This window comes from Tahibacter soli, from assembly GCF_025717065.2.
Taxonomy (GTDB): Bacteria; Pseudomonadota; Gammaproteobacteria; order Xanthomonadales; family Rhodanobacteraceae; genus Tahibacter; species Tahibacter soli.
In genome coordinates this window covers 518,101-536,895 of record NZ_JAOVZO020000023.1, presented here as the reverse complement: position 1 = coordinate 536,895, position 18,795 = coordinate 518,101, and the positions used below count along the sequence as shown (strand labels likewise).

The 18,795-nt window shown below is 72.3% G+C and carries 5 protein-coding genes; 2 read left to right on the top strand and 3 right to left on the bottom strand.

Annotation, left to right across the window (positions count from 1 at the left end; genetic code table 11):
* Positions 1–22 precede the first annotated feature (22 nt).
* Positions 23–607, top strand: coding sequence for a hypothetical protein (locus OD750_RS27270; RefSeq protein ID WP_263542476.1), 585 nt, complete (start codon positions 23–25; stop codon positions 605–607).
* Positions 604–7,845: an Ig-like domain repeat protein gene (locus OD750_RS27265; RefSeq protein WP_263542477.1), complete on the top strand. Its 7,242-nt coding sequence runs from the start codon at positions 604–606 to the stop codon at positions 7,843–7,845. Before OD750_RS27270 ends, OD750_RS27265 begins: the two co-directional genes overlap by 4 nt.
* Before the next feature lie 50 nt (positions 7,846–7,895).
* Here OD750_RS27265 and OD750_RS27260 read toward each other — a convergent pair whose 3' ends face one another.
* From OD750_RS27260 to OD750_RS27250, 3 genes are all read right to left on the bottom strand, one after another.
* Positions 7,896–8,426: an ECF-type sigma factor gene (locus OD750_RS27260; protein ID WP_263542478.1), complete on the bottom strand. Its 531-nt coding sequence runs from the start codon at positions 8,424–8,426 to the stop codon at positions 7,896–7,898.
* Positions 8,427–8,434: 8 nt separating this feature from the next.
* The gene (locus OD750_RS27255; protein ID WP_263542479.1) at positions 8,435–11,296 is read right to left on the bottom strand and encodes a serine/threonine-protein kinase; all 2,862 of its coding nucleotides are present in this window, start codon (positions 11,294–11,296) and stop codon (positions 8,435–8,437) included.
* 202 nt (positions 11,297–11,498) lie between these two features.
* Positions 11,499–18,716 carry an RHS repeat domain-containing protein gene (locus OD750_RS27250; RefSeq protein ID WP_263542480.1) on the bottom strand — a complete coding sequence of 2,406 codons (7,218 nt, stop codon included), beginning with the start codon at positions 18,714–18,716 and terminating at the stop codon, positions 11,499–11,501.
* Positions 18,717–18,795 lie beyond the last annotated feature (79 nt).

The following is an 18,795-nucleotide window of genomic DNA, read 5'->3' as shown; positions in this document are numbered from 1 at the left end:
CTCGGCGAATCCGGAGTCTTTCATGCCCAGCCGCCCGACCGTCCCGTGGCGCCGACGCGCCCTTGCCGCCGTCTTCCTGGCAATGCCGTTCGCCGCGTCCGCTGCGACCGCCGCCTGCGCGGACTCGCCGCCGGCGGCGTTCGAACTGTCCATCGCCAGCGGCGCGATGCGCGACGGCAAGGAGAGCCGCATCGAGGTCCGCGCGCACGCGGACGGCTGCGTCGCCGTGCATCGGCCGTGGTTTCTGCGCGACGCGGGCGACTTCGAACTGCGCCTCGACGCGCGGGAATGGGCCGCCCTTCAAAGCGCGGTCGCGCCCCAGGAATTGAACAAGGTCGATCGGCAGCGCCTGCGCGCGCAGACCGGCAACGTGTGGAAAGACGCATCGGCCGATGCCGTCGTGTACGCCGATCCCGATGCCGACCTGTACACGTTGCAATGGCGCGACGGCGACCAGTCGCGTCAGCTGGTCGCGCGCAGTCCGCAGCAGGCGGCGCAGCGCCAACCCAAGGCCGCCGAGGTCAATCGCGTCGCCGAGGCGATCGGCGCCCTGCGCGCCCTTGCGGCGCGCCCGGGCAAGCGCGTCGGCGCGGAGGGAACGCCATGAAGCGCCTGTACCTCACCGCGCTCGTCGCGTTCGGCGTGACGATGCTGCCGCAGCCGGGCGTCGCCGGCGGTTTCGTGACCGTCAACCAGGACGAACCCGACCGCGTCGCGCACCAGAACTACTACGGCGGCGGCGGCGAGCTGTCGTCGATCCGCGTCTGCATCGACAACTCGATCAACCTATCGCTCGCGACCGCGGCGGAACCGGCGGTGCGCAACGTGATCGCCACCTACAACCGCTTCCGCTCGCTCGCCGACAACACGTTCGCCAGCGGCGCCGACACCAGCGCGCCGGCGGACCGGGTCGACTTCGAAACCGTGCTGCTGCACGAATTCATGCACGCGCACGGCCTCGACCATCCCAACCAGGCCAACAATCCCGCGGGCAACGGGACGTACGGCTACTACGACTCGCGCAGCGGCGACGGCGCGAACGGCGTGCTCGATCGGCTGGGCGACGCCGACGGCATTCCCGGCTCGGCCGACGACCAGCGCGGCGACGACGTGAACCTGCTGTGGTACCCGCGCGGATCGAACGACCCCGCGTTCCTGCCCGCGGTCGTGGACACCACCACGATGGCACGGACGCTCGATCACCTGCCGCCGGGCCAGCACTTCGCCGCGAACGGCAACAGCGACGTGATGACCGCGCTCGGCCACCCGAACAGCGAGGCGGTCGCGGTCCAGGGCTACATCCAGGGCCAGGTCGGGCGCCATCTGCACAACGACGATCTGGCGATGCTGCGGCTCGCGCGCGCCGGCATCGACGGCATCGCCGGCACGGCCGACGACTATCGCAGCACCGCCGTCTTCGCCGGCTATTACAACAATCCACAAGGCGGCGAGTGCAACATCGTCGTGCGCTTCAACGACGAGGTCGCCTTCGCCGGCACGTTCGTCGGCCTCGCGCCGCTGGCGCCGAATCACTGGCGGCTGATCTATCCGACGCGCATGCGCTTCAACCCGGCGGTGAACTGGTATTTCACGCCGGGTCCGAACACCGTCATGCAGATCGATCCGGTCACGCCCGCCACCAGCGTCGGTATCGCGCCCTATTCCGTGCAGGCGACCGTCGGCAAGGCCGCCTACAACCTGATGAGCGGCACGCCGCGCGGCACGGTCGTCGTGCGCGACGGCGATCGCGACGATCCGCAGACGGCGACCTGCTCCATCGAACTCGCGCCGGCGTCCGGCGGCACCGGCAGCTGCACGCTGACGCCGCTAACGGCGGGCCAGAAGACGCTGACGGCCGACTACGTCGGCTGGGGCGGCTGGGACGGCAACACCGCGACCGCCGCGCATACGTCGAGCGGCGTCGTCGCGTTCTCGAACGTGACGCACGCGCCGTCGCCGTCGGCCATCGGCGTGGACGTCGCGTTCGACTGGACGCTGGCGCCGCCCGCGAACGGCGCGCCGGTGCAGCCCACCGGCACCGTCGTCGTGAAGGAAGCCGCGAACTGCGCGTCGGCGCCGGTCGATCCTTCGCACCAGTGCACGGCGACGCTGCCGGCGCACGCGTGTTCGATCCGCTTTGCGAGCCCGGGCACGCATACGATGCAGCTGTGCTACGCCGGCGACGGCGCCGTTGCGCCCGCGACCGCGAGCACGACGCACGACGTGCTCGCGGGCCGCGCGACCGCGACCACCATCGTCGGGCATTCGCCGTCGTCGACCAAGCCGTTCGAGCCGTACACCGTGCAGGTGCGCGTGCGCGAAACGCCGGACCTCGGCGGCTTTCCGCAAGGCGCCGTGATCGTGCGCGACGGCCCGGAGAACGATCCGCTCACGACGCGCTGCACCGCGACGCTCGCCGGCACGGCGAACGAAACCGCTTCTTGCCAGCTCGCGTCGAACCGCGCCGGCGTGCGTGCGTTGACGGCGACATTCGCCGACCAGGGCATGTGGACGGGCAGCAGTTCGGCGCAGACCGCGCATTCGGTGCGTCAGTTCGCGATCGTCGCCAACCGTCCGTCCAGCGTGCCGCTCGGGCAGCCGGCGAGCGTGGTCGTGTCGCTCGAGGTCGCGCCGTTCGCCGGCACGCCCGCACCGACGGGAACGATCGTCGTCGGCGACGGCACCGACACCTGCGAGATCGCGCTGCCGGCGAGCCACTGCCTGTGGTACGGCTCGAGCGTCGGGACGCATCCGCTCATCGCGACGTGGGCCGGCGACGCGAACTATCCGGCGATGACCACGGCCGCGGTCGCGCAGACCGTGTCGGCGGCGCCGCCGGCATCGCCGCTGTGGGTTTCGCGACCGCGCAGCGGCTATCCGGACAGCAACGCGGCGTCCACCGGTTCGACGCAGGGCCTGTCGGCCGACGGACGCTTCGTCGCGTTCTCGTCGACGGCGACCGACCTCGTCGGCGACGACACGAACGGCGTCGAGGACGTGTTCGTGCGCGACCAGTCGAGCGGCGCACTGCGCCGCGTCAGCGTCGCCGCCGACGGCACGCAGGGCAACGGCCCGAGCCGCTTCCCGGCGATCAGCGCCGACGGCCGCTACGTGTCGTTCCAGTCGGAAGCGAGCAATTTCTATCCGGGCGACGGCGCCGACAAGGACGTCTTCGTCAAGGATCTCTACACCGGCGCCCTCGTGCGCGCGACGACGCGCGCCGACGGCAGCGCGCCGACGACGCCCGAGATCGCGGCGCCCGCGACGCAGCTGCGCTCGTCGCTGAGCGCGGACGGACGCTTTGTGGCTTTCTCCACGTATCGCGTACTGGCGCCGGGCGATGTCAACGGCCGCATGGACGTCTACGTGCGCGATCTCGTCACCGGCGCGCTCGATCTCGTCAGCAGCAACGGCGCCGACCAGCCCGGCGACAACCACAGCCAGTTTCCGGCGATCAGCGCGAACGGACGCTACGTCGTATACAACTCCACCGCCGGCAATCTCGTGCCGGACTTCACGCCGAACGGCCTCGCCAACCGCGTGTTCTACAAGGACCGCCTGACGCGCGCCTCGTCGCTCGCGAGCGCCGCGGCCGACGGCACGGTCGCGAGCGGCGCGTGCAACGACTGGCCGGCGATCAGCGCCGACGGCCGCTATGTCGCGTTCCAGTGCAGCGCGAGCAACCTGCCGAGCGCCGGCTGGACCGGCGAGCGCGTCTTCGTCAAGGACATGACGACAGGCGCGATCGAGCTCGGCGCGTCGAGCAACGTCTACCGCGACAGCCGCACGCCGGCGCTCAGCGCCGACGGCCGCTATCTGGCGATGCAGCTCGCGTACAACCTCCCGCCGTCGCACGTCGGCGTCTACGTCAAGGACCGCCAGACCGGCCAGATCGTCAACCAGCACGTGAGGCCCGACGGCTCGACCGCGACCGAGGAACAGGTGTCGTGGGAGCCGCGCATGTGGCCGTCGATCAGCGCGGACGGCCGCTTCGTCGCGTTCCAGTCGGTGTCGCCGACGATCGCGCCGCCCGACAACAACGGCGCCGCCGACGTGTTCGTGCGCGATCGCACGGCGGGCGTCACGCGGCGCGCGAGCGGCGCGTACTTCGGCCTGCGCAACGACGGCGACAGCCAGAACGTCGCGATCTCGCGCGACGGCAGTCTCGTGCTGTACGACTCGTGGAGTTCGAGCCTCGTCGACGGCGACGCCGTCGGCACGCGCGACGTGTTCGCCTACCGTACCGGCAACGGCGCGACGACGCGCCTGAGCGCCACCGCGTCGGGCACGGCCGGCAACGGCGACAGCTACGCGCCGGCCTACGCCGAGCGCGCGGGCGACGTGTACTTCCTGTCGGCCGCGAACAATCTCGTCGCGGGCGACACGAACGGCAAGGTCGACCTGTTCCGCAAACGTCTCTCCGACGGCGCGATCGATCGCGTGAACCTGTTCTACGGCCAGCAGGCCACCGCCGACACGCTGGGGCCGATCGCGGTCAGCGCCAATGCCCGGATCATCGCGGTGACGTCGCCCGACGGCAATGCGGTGGCCGACCGCAACGGATTCACCGACATCCTCGTCTACCGGCGCGACGCCGGCGGCAGCATCGCGACCGGCAACCTCCTGACGATCGGCGCGAACGGCAACAGTTCGCAGCCGTCGATCTCCGACGACGGGCGCATCCTCGCGTTCACGTCGGAAGCGACGAATCTCGGCGTCAGCGGCACCGCGGGGCTGCGCAACGTGTACGCGCGAAACATGCGCGAATACTTCAATGTGCCGCAGCCGACGCAGCTCGTCAGCGCCGACGCGGCCGGCGTGCCCGCGAACGGCCACAGCGAGCAGTCGTCGGTGAGCGCCGACGGCCGCTACGTCGCGTTCGTGTCGTGGGCGACCAATCTCGTGCCGGGCGACGACAACGGCGTCGCCGACGTGTTCGTCAAGGATCTGGAGACCGGCGCGATCGAACGCGTCAACACGAGCGCGGCCGGCGCGCAGGGCACCGGCGGCGACTGCGGCTCGCCGTCGTTCAGTTCGGGCGCGCGCTTCGTCGGCTTCGCGTGCGCGCAGGGCAATCTCGTCGCGGGCGGCAACAACACGCTCGCGGTCTACGTGAAGGACCGCACGAGCGGCGCGATCGCGCGCCTGTCGCAGAACGCCGCCGGCATCGCCGCCGACGCCGCGAGCTTCGCCGGTACCCGCGCGTTCGGCGACAACGGTATGGCCGCCTTCGCCTCCGACGCCGGCAATCTCGCCGCGATCGGGACGCCGCTGGTCTCGAGCGTGTTCCTCGCAAACTATTCCGGCCTGTTCCCGGCGAGCGCGGTCGATATCGTCTCGACGTCGCCGGCGCTGCCGGAAGCCGGCCGCGGCTACACGGTCAACATCAGCGTGACCGGCTCCGGCGCGAATCCGCCGTCGGGCCGCGTGCGCGTGTTCGACGGCACCGACGCCTACCCCACCTGCGTGGCGACGCTCACGCCGGGTACGCCGTCGACCGGCAGCTGCGACATGGCCACCGGAATCAGCGGCACCGCGACGCTGACCGCGTACTACGGCGGCGACGACACGAACGGCGCGGCGAGTTCGGCCGGCTACTCGCTGCCGGTGCAGGACCCGGTCGTGCCGGCCAAGCCGACGATCGTTTCCGCGACGCCGGGCAACGGCAGCGTCACGCTGCAGATCGGCATCAGCAACATCGGTTCGCCGTTCACCGGCTACACCGCGACCTGCGGCACGCGCAGCCAGGACAGCCCGGGCGTGCCGATCACGGTGACCGGACTCGACAACGGCGTCACCGTGAACTGCACCATCGTCTCGCGCAACAGCATCGGCACCAGCCCGCCGTCCGACCCGGTCGCCGCGACGCCGATCGGCAGCACGACCACGAGTATCGTCTCGCACGCGCCGAACCCGTCGCGCGTCAACACCGCGTACACGGTGCAGGTGTCGGTGCTCGGCGACGGCACGCCGGCGCCCGGCGGCCAGGTGGTCGTCACCGACGGCGGCGCGTCGTGCATCGCGACGCTTGCGCCCGGCACGCCGTCGACCGGCAGCTGTACGCTCACGTCGCTGACGCGCGGCAACAAGACGCTCACGGCGAGCTACGTCGCCAACGCGGCCTACACCGGCTCGAGCGGCACCGCCGCGCACACCGTCGCCGACGTGCCGGCCGCGCCGGCGCTGACGCAGGCGACGCCGGGCAACGCGCGCGCGACGCTGACCTTCAGCCTCGCCGACGACGGCGGCAGCGCGGTGCTCGACTACACGGCCACCTGCGGCACGCAGTCGACGGTCGGCACGGCCTCGCCGATCGTCGTGACGGGCCTCGCCAACGGCACGCCCGTCAACTGCACCGTGAGCGCGCGCAACGCGTTCGGTACCGGCGCCGCGTCCGGCGCGCTCGCCGTGACGCCGATCGGTCCACCCGGCGCGCCGACGCTCGTCAGCGTGCAGCCGGGCGACGGCAGCGCGACGCTGACGTTCACCGCGCCCGCGAACGACGGCGGCAGCACGATCGACTACTACCGCGCGGTCTGCTCCGGCAAGGTCGTGACGGGCACGGCGTCGCCGATCGTCGTGACCGGCCTGACCAACGGCACCGTCGCGTTCTGCAGCGTGTTCGCGCACAACGCGGCCGGCCTCAGCGGCATCGCGGGACCGTTGCAGGTCACGCCCGCGGCCTCGCCCGGCGCGCCGGTGCTGGCCGCCGCGCAGCCCGGCGACACGCGCGTCACGCTCGTGTTCGATCCGCCGGCGAGCAACGGCGGCAGCGCGATCCTCGATTACACGGCGACCTGCGGCGCGCAGTCGATCACCGGCGCGGCGTCGCCGCTCGCGGTGACCGGCCTCGCGAACGACGTCGAGGTGAGCTGCCGCGTCGTCGCGCGCAACGCGGCGTCGACGGGAGCGGCATCGAACGCGCTGACCGCGACGCCGGCACCGGCGCGCGTCGGCGCGACGGTCGCGCTGACCGCCGGCACCGCGCCGAGCGCCTGGGGCCAGTCGCTGACGTTCACCGTCACCGTCGCACCCGTCGCGCCCGCGACGGCGACGCCGACCGGCACCGTCACGTTCAAGGACGGCGACACGCCGATCGCCGGCTGCGTCGACGTCGCGCTGACGACGGCGGCGCCGATCAGGGCCGCGTGCACGACCGCCGCCCTGAGCGTGGGCAGTCACGCGATCACGGCGCGCTACGGCGGCGACGCGACTTACACGGCGAACCAGCAGCCGGCCTCGAACACGCTGAGCCACACGGTGAACCGCGCGGTCGGCACGGTGGATTTCGGGACATTGGAATTCGTCTACAACGGCAACGTGCGGCCGATCACCGCGACGCTGCATGAAGAGCCGGGCGCGAGCTGCACCGTCGTGCCGGCCGGCGTCGGACCGGGCGCCGGCACCACGCCGGTGTCGGCGACCTGCACCGGCACGAACTACACGGCGAGCGGCGGCGCCACGGCGATCATTCGCAAGGCCGGCACGTTCCTCGCGCTGTCGAGCGACTGCCTGCGCACGTTCGTCGAGGGACAGCCGTTCACGCTCGTCGCGACGCTGACCGGCGGCGTCGGCGCGACCGGCGGCGTCGACTTCGGCGACGGCCAGCGCGCGCTGTGCGGCAGCGTGGCCGTGCAGGGCGGCGCGGCGACGTGCGTCGCGACGCTGACGGCGAACGATCAGCCGTCGGCGAAGCTCGCGCTCGCCGCGGCCTATCCGGGCGACGCGAACCACGAGGCGAGCCAGGCCGCGCCGTTCGACGTCACGGTGCTCGGGCTCGTCGAGGCGATCTTCCGCAACGGCTTCGAACCGGCGGGCGATCCCGACGGCTGCCCGGTCGAATGACGCGGCAGCGAACCCCGCTCGCGCGGAGCGCTGCGCTCCGCGCGAGCCGCCTACCCGCTCGCGCGACTCGCGAGAAACGCGCGCGCGAAACGCCAGTCGCGGTCGGCGGTGCGCCGCGCGATGCCGAGCAGGTCGGCCACTTCGTACAGGTCGCGTCCGGCGAAGTAATGCAGCTCGACGAGGCGCGCCGCGCGCGGGTCTTCGCGCTCGAGCGACGTCAGCGCATCGTCGAGCTGTAGTGCAAGCGCCGGATCGACGTGCACCGCGCCGACGAGCGGATCGCCCAGATCGATCCGCGCAAGATCGCCGCCGCGCTTGTGCTGGCCGCGCCGGCGCGCGGCGTCGGCGAGGATCGAGCGCATCGCGCGCGCGGCGTACGAGAAAAAGCGTTCGGCGTTGTCGAACGCGAAGCGCGCGTCGCCGAGCCGCAGATACGTTTCGTGTACGAGTTCGGTCGTGCACAGCGTGGCGTTCGCGCCGCGCGCGCGCTGGCGGCTCGCCATCGCCTTGAGGCGTGCGTAGAGATCCTCGAACACAGGGTCGATCGAATGCGTCGCAGGCGTTGCCTTCGTCGGGCTCATGAGCGTCCTCAAGGGGGTTGCGCGAGCGTGCGCATGGCGTCGTACGCCGCGGGCTTCGCGCCGGCCGGCAGTTCGAGCGACAGCGCGCGGCGCGCCGCGTCGCGCGCCTCGTCCATGCGCCGGCTGCCCGCGAACGCGCGCGCCTCGAGCGCCAGCATGTCGAAGCGCGACGTGCCCTTCGGCACGAGCCGCGCGTACTCGGGTTCGACCGACCGGATCTCGCCCAGCGCCTCGTCGACGCGCCCGAGTTCGAACAGCGCGCGCGCCCGGTGAAAGCGCACCGTCAGCGTCGACTGGACCATGCCGCCACTGCGCCCGTATGCGGCGAGCACGCGGTCGGCAGTCGCGAGCGCGTCGTCCCACGCCTGCCGCTTCACCGCGATCGCAAGCCGGTTTTCGAGCACGAACGCGAAGGCCGGCGTGTCCTCGCCGCCGCGGCGGCGCTGCAGCTCGAGCGCGCGCTCGATGTCGGCTTCCGCGTCGTCGTAGCGCGCGAGGCCCGCTTGCGCGCGTGCGCGAAACGCGAGCAGGCGCGGACACACCACGTCGTCGACGCGCGCCGCGGCGCAGGCGTCGATGCCTTCGGTGTACCAGCGCACCGCTTCGGCGTAGTCGCGGCGCGCGGCATACAGCTTGCCCATGCCGGCGAGGCCGTTGAGCGTGCGCGGGTCGGCGTCCCCGAACACCTTGCGGCGCAGTTCGAGCCCGCGGCGCAGATGCGGCTCGGCCTCGTCGAGCCGCCCCTGCGCGGTCAGGAACGAGCCGTACATGCCGACGTTCCACGCCGCGGCCGGATTCGGCTTGTCGAAATAACGGTCGCCGAGCGCGATCGCGTCGCGATACGCCCGCTCGGCGCGCGGTACGTCGCCGGCGCCTTCGGCCGCGAGCGCGATCGTCGCGTGCAGCTCGACGATCGCCTGGCTCGGCGGTTCGCCGATGTCGCGCCACGCCGCGAGCGCCGCGTCGACCGCGGCGAGGCCGTCGGCGAAGCGCTGCAGGTCGATCAGCGCGGTGGCCTCGTCGATCCGCGCACGCACGTCGATCGCGCGTTCGGGCTGGCGCTGCGCGAGCCGCACCGCCTGCCGCAGCAGCGCCAGTCCCGCGTCGTGCTCGCCCTGGCGGATGTGCGCCTTGCCGAGCGTGAGCAGCCCGGCGACGCCGGTGCGCGGCGACGCCGCGGCGAGCGCGTCGCGCAGCGGATCGAGCAAGCGGCGCACCTGCGCCGGATGCGCGCGCGCAAGTTCGACGTCCGCGCGCAGCACGGTCGCCTCGAGACGTTGCGGCGATCCCGCGCCGTAGGTCGCGTCGAGCGCGCCGTCGGCGAGATCGAGCAGCGCGACGGCCCGATCGTTCGCGCCGACGCTGTGCGCGACGCGCGCGAGCGTCGGCAAGAGGTCGGCGCGCGCGGCGGCCGACAGCGTCGCGTCGCGCATCACGCGGTCGGTCGCGTCCTCGACGATCTCCTCGACGCCGGGGCGCCGCTCGCGCGGCAGTTCGGCGCCGGCGGCGTTGAACACCGATACGAGCAGGTCGCGCACGGCTTCGGCGCGCTGGGCCTGTTCCTCGGCGCGCTCGGCCTGCCGCTGCGCGCGCTGCGACTGCCAGACGATCGCGACGAGCGCGGCGAATGTCGCCAGCACGAGCGTCGCGGCGACTGCGAGCGCCACGCCGTGGCGCGCGACGAACCGGCCGGCGCGGTAGCGGCGCGTCAGCGGCCGTGCGCGCACCGGCTCGCGCGCGAGGCAGCGCGCGATGTCGTCGCCGAGCGCGGCGGCGCCGGCATAGCGCGCCTTCGGATCGTGCGCGAGCGCCATCGCGAGGATCGCGTCGAGATCGCCGCGCAACAGGCGCGCGAGCGCCGGCACGGCCGGCATGCCCGGCGGCGCGTCGCTGCCCGCGGCGACGGCGCTGCTCGCGCGGCGGTGCGGCGGCAGCCGCCGGCCGGTGAGGAGTTCGCCAAGCACGAGGCCTAGCGCGTATACGTCGGTGGCCGTCGTCGGCGGCGCGCGGCCGAACTGCTCGGGCGCCGCGTATTCGGGGGTCATGGCCAGCGTGCGCGTGGCCGCGGCGCTGTCGTCGTCGAGGAGCTTGGCGATGCCGAAGTCGAGCACCTTCAGGCCGCCGTCGCGCGTGATCAGCACGTTGGACGGCTTGATGTCGCGGTGGACGACCAGCGCCGCATGCGCCGCGGCGATCGCGCGGCACAACGTCGCGAACCACTCGAGCCGCTCGCGCGGGCCGAGCGATCGCGCGTCCGCTGCGCGCGTGATCGGTTGCCCGTCGACGAATTCCATCGCGATGTACGGAATGCCCGCGTCGCTGACGCCGCCTTCGACGAGGCGCGCGATGTGCGGATGTTCCAGCTGCGCGAGGATCGCCTGCTCGCGCCGGAAGCGCCGCTGCGCGTCGGTCGAGAACAGGCCGGTGCGCAGCACCTTGAGCGCGACGGTCTGCACGCCGTCGCCGACGTCGCGCACCGCGCGGAACACCGACGACGAGCCGCCCTCGGCGATCAGCGCGACGAGTTCGAACGCGCCGAAGCGCATGCCGACGAGCGGCGACGCGGTCGCGTCGCGGTCGATGCGACGGATCGCCTCCCCGGCCGCGCCGCGCAGCATATCGGGCCACGCGCCATCGGACGCGAGCATCGGACGCAGCCGCGCGAGCACGTCGTCGTCGGGGGCGAGCGCGCGCAGTACGCGTTCCCGCTCGGCCGCGGGCGCGGCCACGAGCGCGTCGAACGCGAGCATCGCGCGCAGTTCGGCCGACTGGTCGGCGGGCAGCGCGAGCGCGTCGAGGCGCACTGCGCGCGCGGCCGGATCGAGATCGACCAGTTCGTCGAACAGCGCGCGCAGCGTCGAAGGCGGCATCGAAGCACTCATGAAGTCGGCCGCGACGGGCCGGACGGCAAGCATCGTCGGACGCAAAAACGACGGCAAGCCGCAGGTGCGATTTTCATGGACGGATCCTCATTGTGGCCGACGTCGCCGGCGTACAACGCAAAGAAGAACGCTCGTGCGCCATGGACGAAAAAGACGGCGCCCGGGCAGGCCGGGCGCCGTGCGGATGCCGCTAGCGGCCGAAGCCGATGCCTACGCCCACCGAATCGTGCGCGGGACCGCCGCTGAACGCCCACGCGTGGGTGCCGGCGAGTTTCAGGAACACGCCCTCGGCCACGCGAACGTTGAGGCTCGCTTCGCCCGCGACGTGGCTGTTGTTGCCGTTCGCCCAGTAGGCGACGCCGGCCGTCGTGAGGTTGACCGGCCCCACGTCGACGCGCGCCCACGGCCCCGCGCCGACGGCCTTGAACCCCTCGCCGTCGTCGCCGATGCCGAACGCGAACTCGTAGCTCCAGCCGCCGCTTGCGCGGCCGAGCACCGCGCTCGGCCGGCGAATGCCGCCGTGCGCGATGAGGTTGCGTCTCTCGTCCCAGAACGCATCGCCCAGTTCGAGCTCGAACGTCGCGAACACCTCGACCGGCCCGTCGGTATGCGGGCCGGCGTCGTCCGACGGCGGCTGCTTCGTGCGCGCGCGGAACTTGCGGATCGCCTCGACCCAGTCGTCGGCACCGCTCGACCGGTCCGGGACACGCGGCGAAGACAGGTTCGGGCTCGGACGCGGCGCATCGTTCGCACCGGACGTGCCGGCAACATCGGGCACCGACGCCGACCCGGTGCTCACGCTGCCGAACAGCGTCAGCGTGTTGTTCCACGAACCCGGCGCGCCCGACAGCGGCGGCATGAGGATCGCCCCGCCGCCCGTGTCGACGATCGGCGGGACGGACAGGCCCGGCGACGGGAGCGGCGCCGGCGGCGCGGGCGGCGCCACCGGCTGCGACGGCGCGGGGCCGGACGAACCGGACGGACCCGCCGTTTCGGTCGGCTGCGCAATGGAAGCCTCGATGGCCCAGCCCGACACGTTGCCTTCGATGCGGTACAACAAGTCGAGGCCGCCGAACACGATGGTGTTGCCGCCGGGGTCCGAGGCGTTGACCGGATCGTTCGCGGCGAACGCATAAGGGTTCGGGTTGTTCGGATCGAACATCGGGTCGCGGCTCAGGAAACGGCCGATCGCGGGGTCGTACAGGCGCGCGCCGAGTTGAACGAGACCGAGCGCGTTCAACGCATCGCCGCCGTTCCACTGGCGGTTGTCGTACTGCGGCGTGCCGGGCACCGCGCCGGTCGCGTTCGCGGTGCCGAACGCCTGGTAGTCGACGTCCTGCAAGAACGCGCCCGACGCGTCGACCGCGAAACGGTTGCCGCGCGCCTCGCCGAACGTGAACGTCCACGGTCCGGTCGCGCCGTGGCGCGTGGCGGCGGCGCCGGGCAGCGGAATGCGGCGCGTCATGACCGACTTCGTCGCGCCGCCGGCGGTTTCGTTGCGCACGCGCAGCAGCGCGCCGAGGCGGCGGTCGTTGCGCGCGTCGGTCGCGCCGGTCACCGTCAGCGTCTGCAGGTTGCCGGTGCCGTCGTACTTGAACACGGCTTCGCTGCCGTTGGCTTTCGCGGTCTTCACGCGGCCGCTGCCGTAGTACGTGAACGTGCGCTGCCCGGTGCGCGAGGGCTCGGCCAGAACGTTGCCCATGCCGTCGTACTGCACGTTGCAGGCCGCCGGCAGCGGGGCCGCGCCGAACGCGATCGCGCACAGGCGGTCGCGATCGCCGCTCGCGGCATAGCCGAGCGTCACCGCGTTCGCCGACGACGGCTGGCCGGGTTCGGTCTGCGCCGTGAGGTTGCCGAGCGCGTCGTACGAGAACGACAGCGACGGCATCGCCGCGGACGCGACGCTGCGCGTCGACGCGGACAGGCGGCCTTGCGGATCGTAGAGCGCGGCGATGTCGGTCGGCGCGCCGTTGACGCGCTCGGTGCGCAGTCGCTCGCGGCCCACCGGATCGAACGCCGGCACGCCGAAGACGACCGGGAATCCGGTTTCGCGGTAGGCCGAGCCTGCGCCGTCGACACGCACGTAGTCCGGCACGCGGCGGCCGCCGGGCGCGTAAGACGCGCTGTAGGTCGCCGCGCCGTACTGCGCCTGCAGCACGCGGCCGAGCGCGTCGACGCCGTTCGCGGGCGCGGCGTACAGCGGCTGCGGCAACGTGCCGTCGGTGTATACGGCCGAGGCCGGACGTCCGGCCGAGTCGTAGCCGTAGGTCACCTGCTCGGTCTTGAAGCCGTTGTCGTTGAGGATGAGGCGCAGCGCCGCCTCGGTGCCGTCGCCGTGCCAGTCGTGCCGCTCGACGTTGGTATTGCCGTGGCGGTCGTTGTAGCCGCGGCCGTTGATGCGGCCGAGCGCGTCGTAGCTCAGCGACACCTGCGTCGTCGGCGAACTCGCCGACGCGAGACGGCCGAGCACGTACGTCGGCGCGAGGCGGCTGACGAACGTCGCCGGCGCATCGTAGGTGTAGTCGTTCACGGTGTCGGCGTCGAGCGTGCCGTCGGCGTCGCCGCTGCCGCCGCTGCGCTCCTCGCTGTGCAGCACGCGGCCGAGCGCGTCGTGGCGAAACAGCTGGCGGCGGTCGCTCGCCGGGCACGGCGCGACGCTCACGCCGTCGTCGCAGCGCTGCGTGCGCACGAGGGCGCCCCAGCTGTCGTAGCGGCGGTGCTGCGTGGCATTGCCCTGCTCTTCGATGCGCGTCGCGAGCCCGAACGAGTCGTAGTGCCAGGCGGTGTCGACGGGCTCGGTCTCGGCGCCGGGATTGCGGTAGCGCCGCATCTTGACGAGGCGGTCGAGCGCATCGGATGTGAACTGCGTTTTCTCGAGCACGGTCCATAGGCCGCCGGTCGCGCGCGTGACCGTGCGCACCAGCGGACGGCCCGTCGCGCTGACGGTCGTCGCCCAGGTCACGCCGGCCTGCGCGGACCCCGGGAGCAGCGCGTCGGCGGGCTGCACCGCGTCGGTGCGGCGGTACGACTGGTACGTGCGCGTATAGCAGGTCGGATAGATCTGCTGGCTCTCGTCGGTCTGCCACGCGGACTTCGGCTGGCGCATGCCGGCGCCGCGCACGTCGCAGAACGGCGAGCCGTCGGCGTTGAAGAAATGCGTGGTGCCGTAGGCGGTCAGCCCCGGGTCGGTCGACAAGAACGGATCGGCGTCGAAGCGCACGCGGCCCTGCCCGTCGAAGGTGCGGAACCCCACCACGAGCACCTGATTGCCGTAGTCGGCGCCGAGCTGCACCTCGGTACGCTGCGCGCGGCCGAGGCTGTCGACGATCGCGGTGCGCGTGCGGCCCGCCGCGACCGACGCGGTCGCGGCGGGCACCGGATCGGCAAACGATTTTTCCACGATGCGGCGTCCGCCGGTTTCGCCGACCGCATAGCCCTGGTAGGTGGTCGTCGCGAGCACGCCCGCGGTGCCCGACACCGGCACGGCGCCCGACTGCCGCAGGCGGCCGAAGCCGTCGTACGCCGTTTCGGCGCGGCTGCCGTTGGGTTCCGTCGCGGCGAGCACGTCGAGCGTCAGCGGGTCGCGCGCGACGCCGGATGCCTGCAGCGGCAGCGCGGTGCCGTCGGCGTTCGTCGCCGCGACGCTGATGCCCGTGCTCGCGAGGCCGAACGCGTCGAACGTCGTCGTCACGGTGCGCACCGCGCCGTCGTCGCGTACGCGCCGGACGCTGGTGGCGTTGCCGCGTGCGTCGCGCACCGCGTCGAAGCGCCGCACGGCGCTCGCGCCGTCGGCGCCCGGCACCGGCACGCCGTTCTCGTCGAGCCGCGTCGCGATGTGCGCCGTGGCGTAGCCCTTCGTCGCCTGCCCGGCCGGCAGCGCGTCGTATTCCCACTGCTGCTTCGTCAGCGTGACCGGGCTCGCGGCGCAATTGGTCACGGTGCGCTGCGACACGGCGTTGATCACGCGCGGACGCGCCGCCGCCGACGGCGGATTCGCGTAGGCGACCTGCACGCAGCGATCGTCGTCGCCGCGGTTGAGATCGTTGTTCTCGGCGATCGCGGCGACGCGACCGAGATCGTCGACGTCCTGCGCCTTGACCGTGGTATTGGTCGCGACGACGTTGGGGCTCAGCGCGGCCGGCGAGGCGGTGCCGGGGCTGCCGGTCCAGTCGGTGCGGTTCGTTTGAAAAACGAACGCGTTTTTCGTGCACGCATCGTCGGTCGCCGACAGCGCGTCGGCGAGGCTCGCGGCGTAGTCGTACGGATACATCATGTCGACGCACGGCGCGTTCGCGGCCGGCCCCTTGCCCGCCGGCAACAGGCGCAGGTCCCACGCGTAGTGCGTGCCGCCGACGCGACGCGCGTCTCTGCCGGTGTCGGTCATGAGCAGCGCCCACGGATTGGCGAGGTCGCCGAGCGCGCCGGCCAGCCGCGTGACGTCGTGCACGCGGCCGACGTTGGCGTAGCGCGCGAGGCGCAGCGCGGCGTTGGTGCCCGGCACGAACGGTTCGATTTCGTACGCGTCGCTGATGGTGGCCATGCCGAGGTTCGGGCTGCCGTCGACGGTGCGCTGCGCCTGCACGGTACGGGCGTAGCCGGCGAACACGAACGCGTCGGCCGCCGGATCGAAATACTGCGTCGCGTAGCCGTAGGCGTGGCGCACCGTCTCGACCAGTGGCACGCCCGTCGCGTCGGTGACGGCCACCAGCGTCGCCACGATTTCGGCGAACGGCACGTCGTGCCGGCTGTACGTGTCGTCCTTGGCCGACTGGTAGGCGATGCGCGTGTAGGCGCCGTAGCCGTTGTCGATGCTCACGAGACGTCCCGCCTCGGGCGCGCTCGGCGTGGCGGCGAGCTCCCACTGCGGGCGCGGCCGCTTGATCTGGTAGACCTCCCAGTGCGGGCTGCCGGTGCCCACCATGTCGATCACTTCGGGCTGTCCGTCGCCGTCGATGTCGTACAGCCCGCGCGGCGTGCTGCGATACACGGTCGGGCATGCGGTGCGCTCGAGCGACAGTTCGAGGCCCACCGGGCTCGACACCGTCACCGCCGGCGCATAGCCCGCGCCCGTACCCATGGCCACCGTCGCGCCGTTGATGTAGTCGGGAATGCCGTCGCCGTTGACGTCGCGCAGGCCGCGCGTGCGTTGCGTGTCGGAGAACGCCTGATTCGGCGCCCCGCACACGGGTTCCCAGCCGCCGGCCGGCCCCTGGGTCAAATTCGTGCGCGTGGCACCGATCACGCCGGGCAGCGTCACCGCCGCGCCGGCGGCGAACGGCTGCGCCGCGTCGCCGGTACCGAGCATCGCCTTCGACACGAACGTGCCGTTCTGCGTCGAGGTCGTCACGCGGTCGGCCAGGCCGTCGCCGTTGACGTCCGCGAACCCGCAGAGCTGGTTGACCGGCGCGAACGTCGTCGGCGCCGGCACGAACGCCGGATCGGGTTCCCAGCGCTCGATGCCGCAGCCGTTCGTGCCGCCCGCCTCGAGCGTGATCGGCGTCGCCGCGAACAGGGCGCCGTTCGCCGCGAGATGCGTGCCGGCGACGTTCATCAGCACGCGCACGTCGCGCGAGCCCTGCATGTCGGGCGATACCGTCGTGGATGCGCGCTGCAATGGAAAGGGATCGGTCGGGATCGGCGGCTTCGCCACCGGGTCGACGACGTTGACCGGCGAGGCGTTGTACACAAAGTCGGGATAGCCGTCGCCGTTGACGTCCCTGAGCGCGAACTCGGTGATCGTCTTGGGCAGCGACGCGCCGGCCGGTATGTCGCTGCAGCCGGCGAGACTGTCCTCCTTCCAGCGCGACTCCCAGTACCAGCAGTGCGCGAACAGCTGCGGCAGCAGCGTGACCCGCGCGAGCGGCAGCCGCGAGATGTTCGCGCCGGTCGCGGCCAGCGCGTTGCGCGGCGCGTCGATAGACACCACGACGTTGCGCCAGGTGATGGCCTTGGCGTCCCATTCCGACGGCGCGTTCAGATGGATCGTCCAGTGGTCGTCGTCGGGCACGCCGGCTTCCACCACGTCGAGGCGGCCGTCGGCGTTCATGTCGATGACCTGCCGCAGCGTGTCGTTCCCGCCGACGATCTGCGCGGTACCGGGCGGATGCGTCGGCGCGTTCATCTGCCGCGATTCGATGCGCTCGCGCATGTCGACCCACGATTCCCGCGTGCCGGGCAGGAGCTGGCTGATGCCGCCCGCGGCCGGCACGTTGCGGTAGAACCCGGTCTCGTCGTAGAAGTCGGCCCGGCCGTCGCCGTTGAGGTCGATCAGGTTCTGGTCGGTCGTGAGGTCGTACACCACCTCATGGGGGCCGTGCGGCGCGCTCGACGCGTTGGTCGTCGTGTAGCCGATGCCGAAGTCGAACGTGTGCGCGCCGGTGTGGATCGGCGGATTGACGGGCTGCGCCTTCTGGTAGGTGATGACGCGCGTCGCCGGATCGACGACCGAACCGTAGGCGTACGCCGCCACCGGCAGCACGACGTCGGCCTCGGGCGTGCCGGCGCGGCCGGTCATGGTGACCGCGCGCAGGCGCGGCAGGCCGGTGTCGGTGTCGGGCTTGTCCTGATGCGTCTGCGCGTCGGTGTAGTCGAAGCGCCACGTGCGCAGGCGCGTCGGCGTCGCGGCGCAGTCGGCCGCCGCGTTGACCCCGATCGTCGCGAGCTTGCTCGCGCGCGCCAGCACGCTGCCGCCCGCGATCGACAGCGACAGCGGCGCCGCGGCCGGCGCGTCGTACTGCAGCACTACTTCGTTCTTGTAGCAGTCGGGCGTGGTCGGATGCGCGTTGTAGCGCACGCGCGCGAGATCGAGCTGCACGCCGTTGCCCCCGCCAGGCAGCGCGACGTCGGGGGTCGCGTATTCGAGCCGCACCGAACGTCCCGATGCGTCGGCGATGCGCGTGAGCAGATACAGATTGCCGCCGGCGAGCGGGGCGCCGTTCGTGCGGCGATTGTCAAAGGTATACGAGCGGCCGTCGCCGTCGTAGGCGACGAGCGTCTGCGCGTTCACCTCCCGTACTTCCAGCTGCGGATGGTCGCTGGCGGCGATCCACAGCGTGTCGGTCGCGTTGCGCACGAGGTCGATGCGTTCGCCGAGCAAGGTGAGGCTCCAGCGCTCGTGCCCGTGCGCGCTGCCGCCGGAGACTTCCGGGCGACGGCGCGCCATCGTCGTTTCGCGGACGACGAAGGACAGCGGCACGTCCCAGCCGAGGCCGGCCGCGCCGACGTTGCGGCCGCCGTGCACCACGCCGACGGGAATCGGCAACGCCGGGTCGGCCGGCGAAAAGTCGAGCGGCACGTCGACGGCGTAGTCGCCACCGGCCGTCACCGCGCCGGCGAAGCCGGTATCCGTCGGTCGCGCCGCGTAGTGCGAACCGGACACCGGCGCGAGTTGCGCCGGTGCCGTCGACACGCCGAGCAATCCGCCTGCCGCGAGGGCGGCCCTGCAGACGGTACGAGGGAATATTCGATACATGTACGCTCCACGCCGT

Coding starts and splice junctions, on each gene's coding strand:
- OD750_RS27265 (WP_263542477.1), top strand. CDS start 604: ATGAAGCGCCTGTACCTCACCGCGCTCGTCGCGTTCGGCGTGACGATG.
- OD750_RS27260 (WP_263542478.1), bottom strand. CDS start 8,426: ATGAGCCCGACGAAGGCAACGCCTGCGACGCATTCGATCGACCCTGTG.
- OD750_RS27270 (WP_263542476.1), top strand. CDS start 23: ATGCCCAGCCGCCCGACCGTCCCGTGGCGCCGACGCGCCCTTGCCGCC.
- OD750_RS27255 (WP_263542479.1), bottom strand. CDS start 11,296: ATGCCGCCTTCGACGCTGCGCGCGCTGTTCGACGAACTGGTCGATCTC.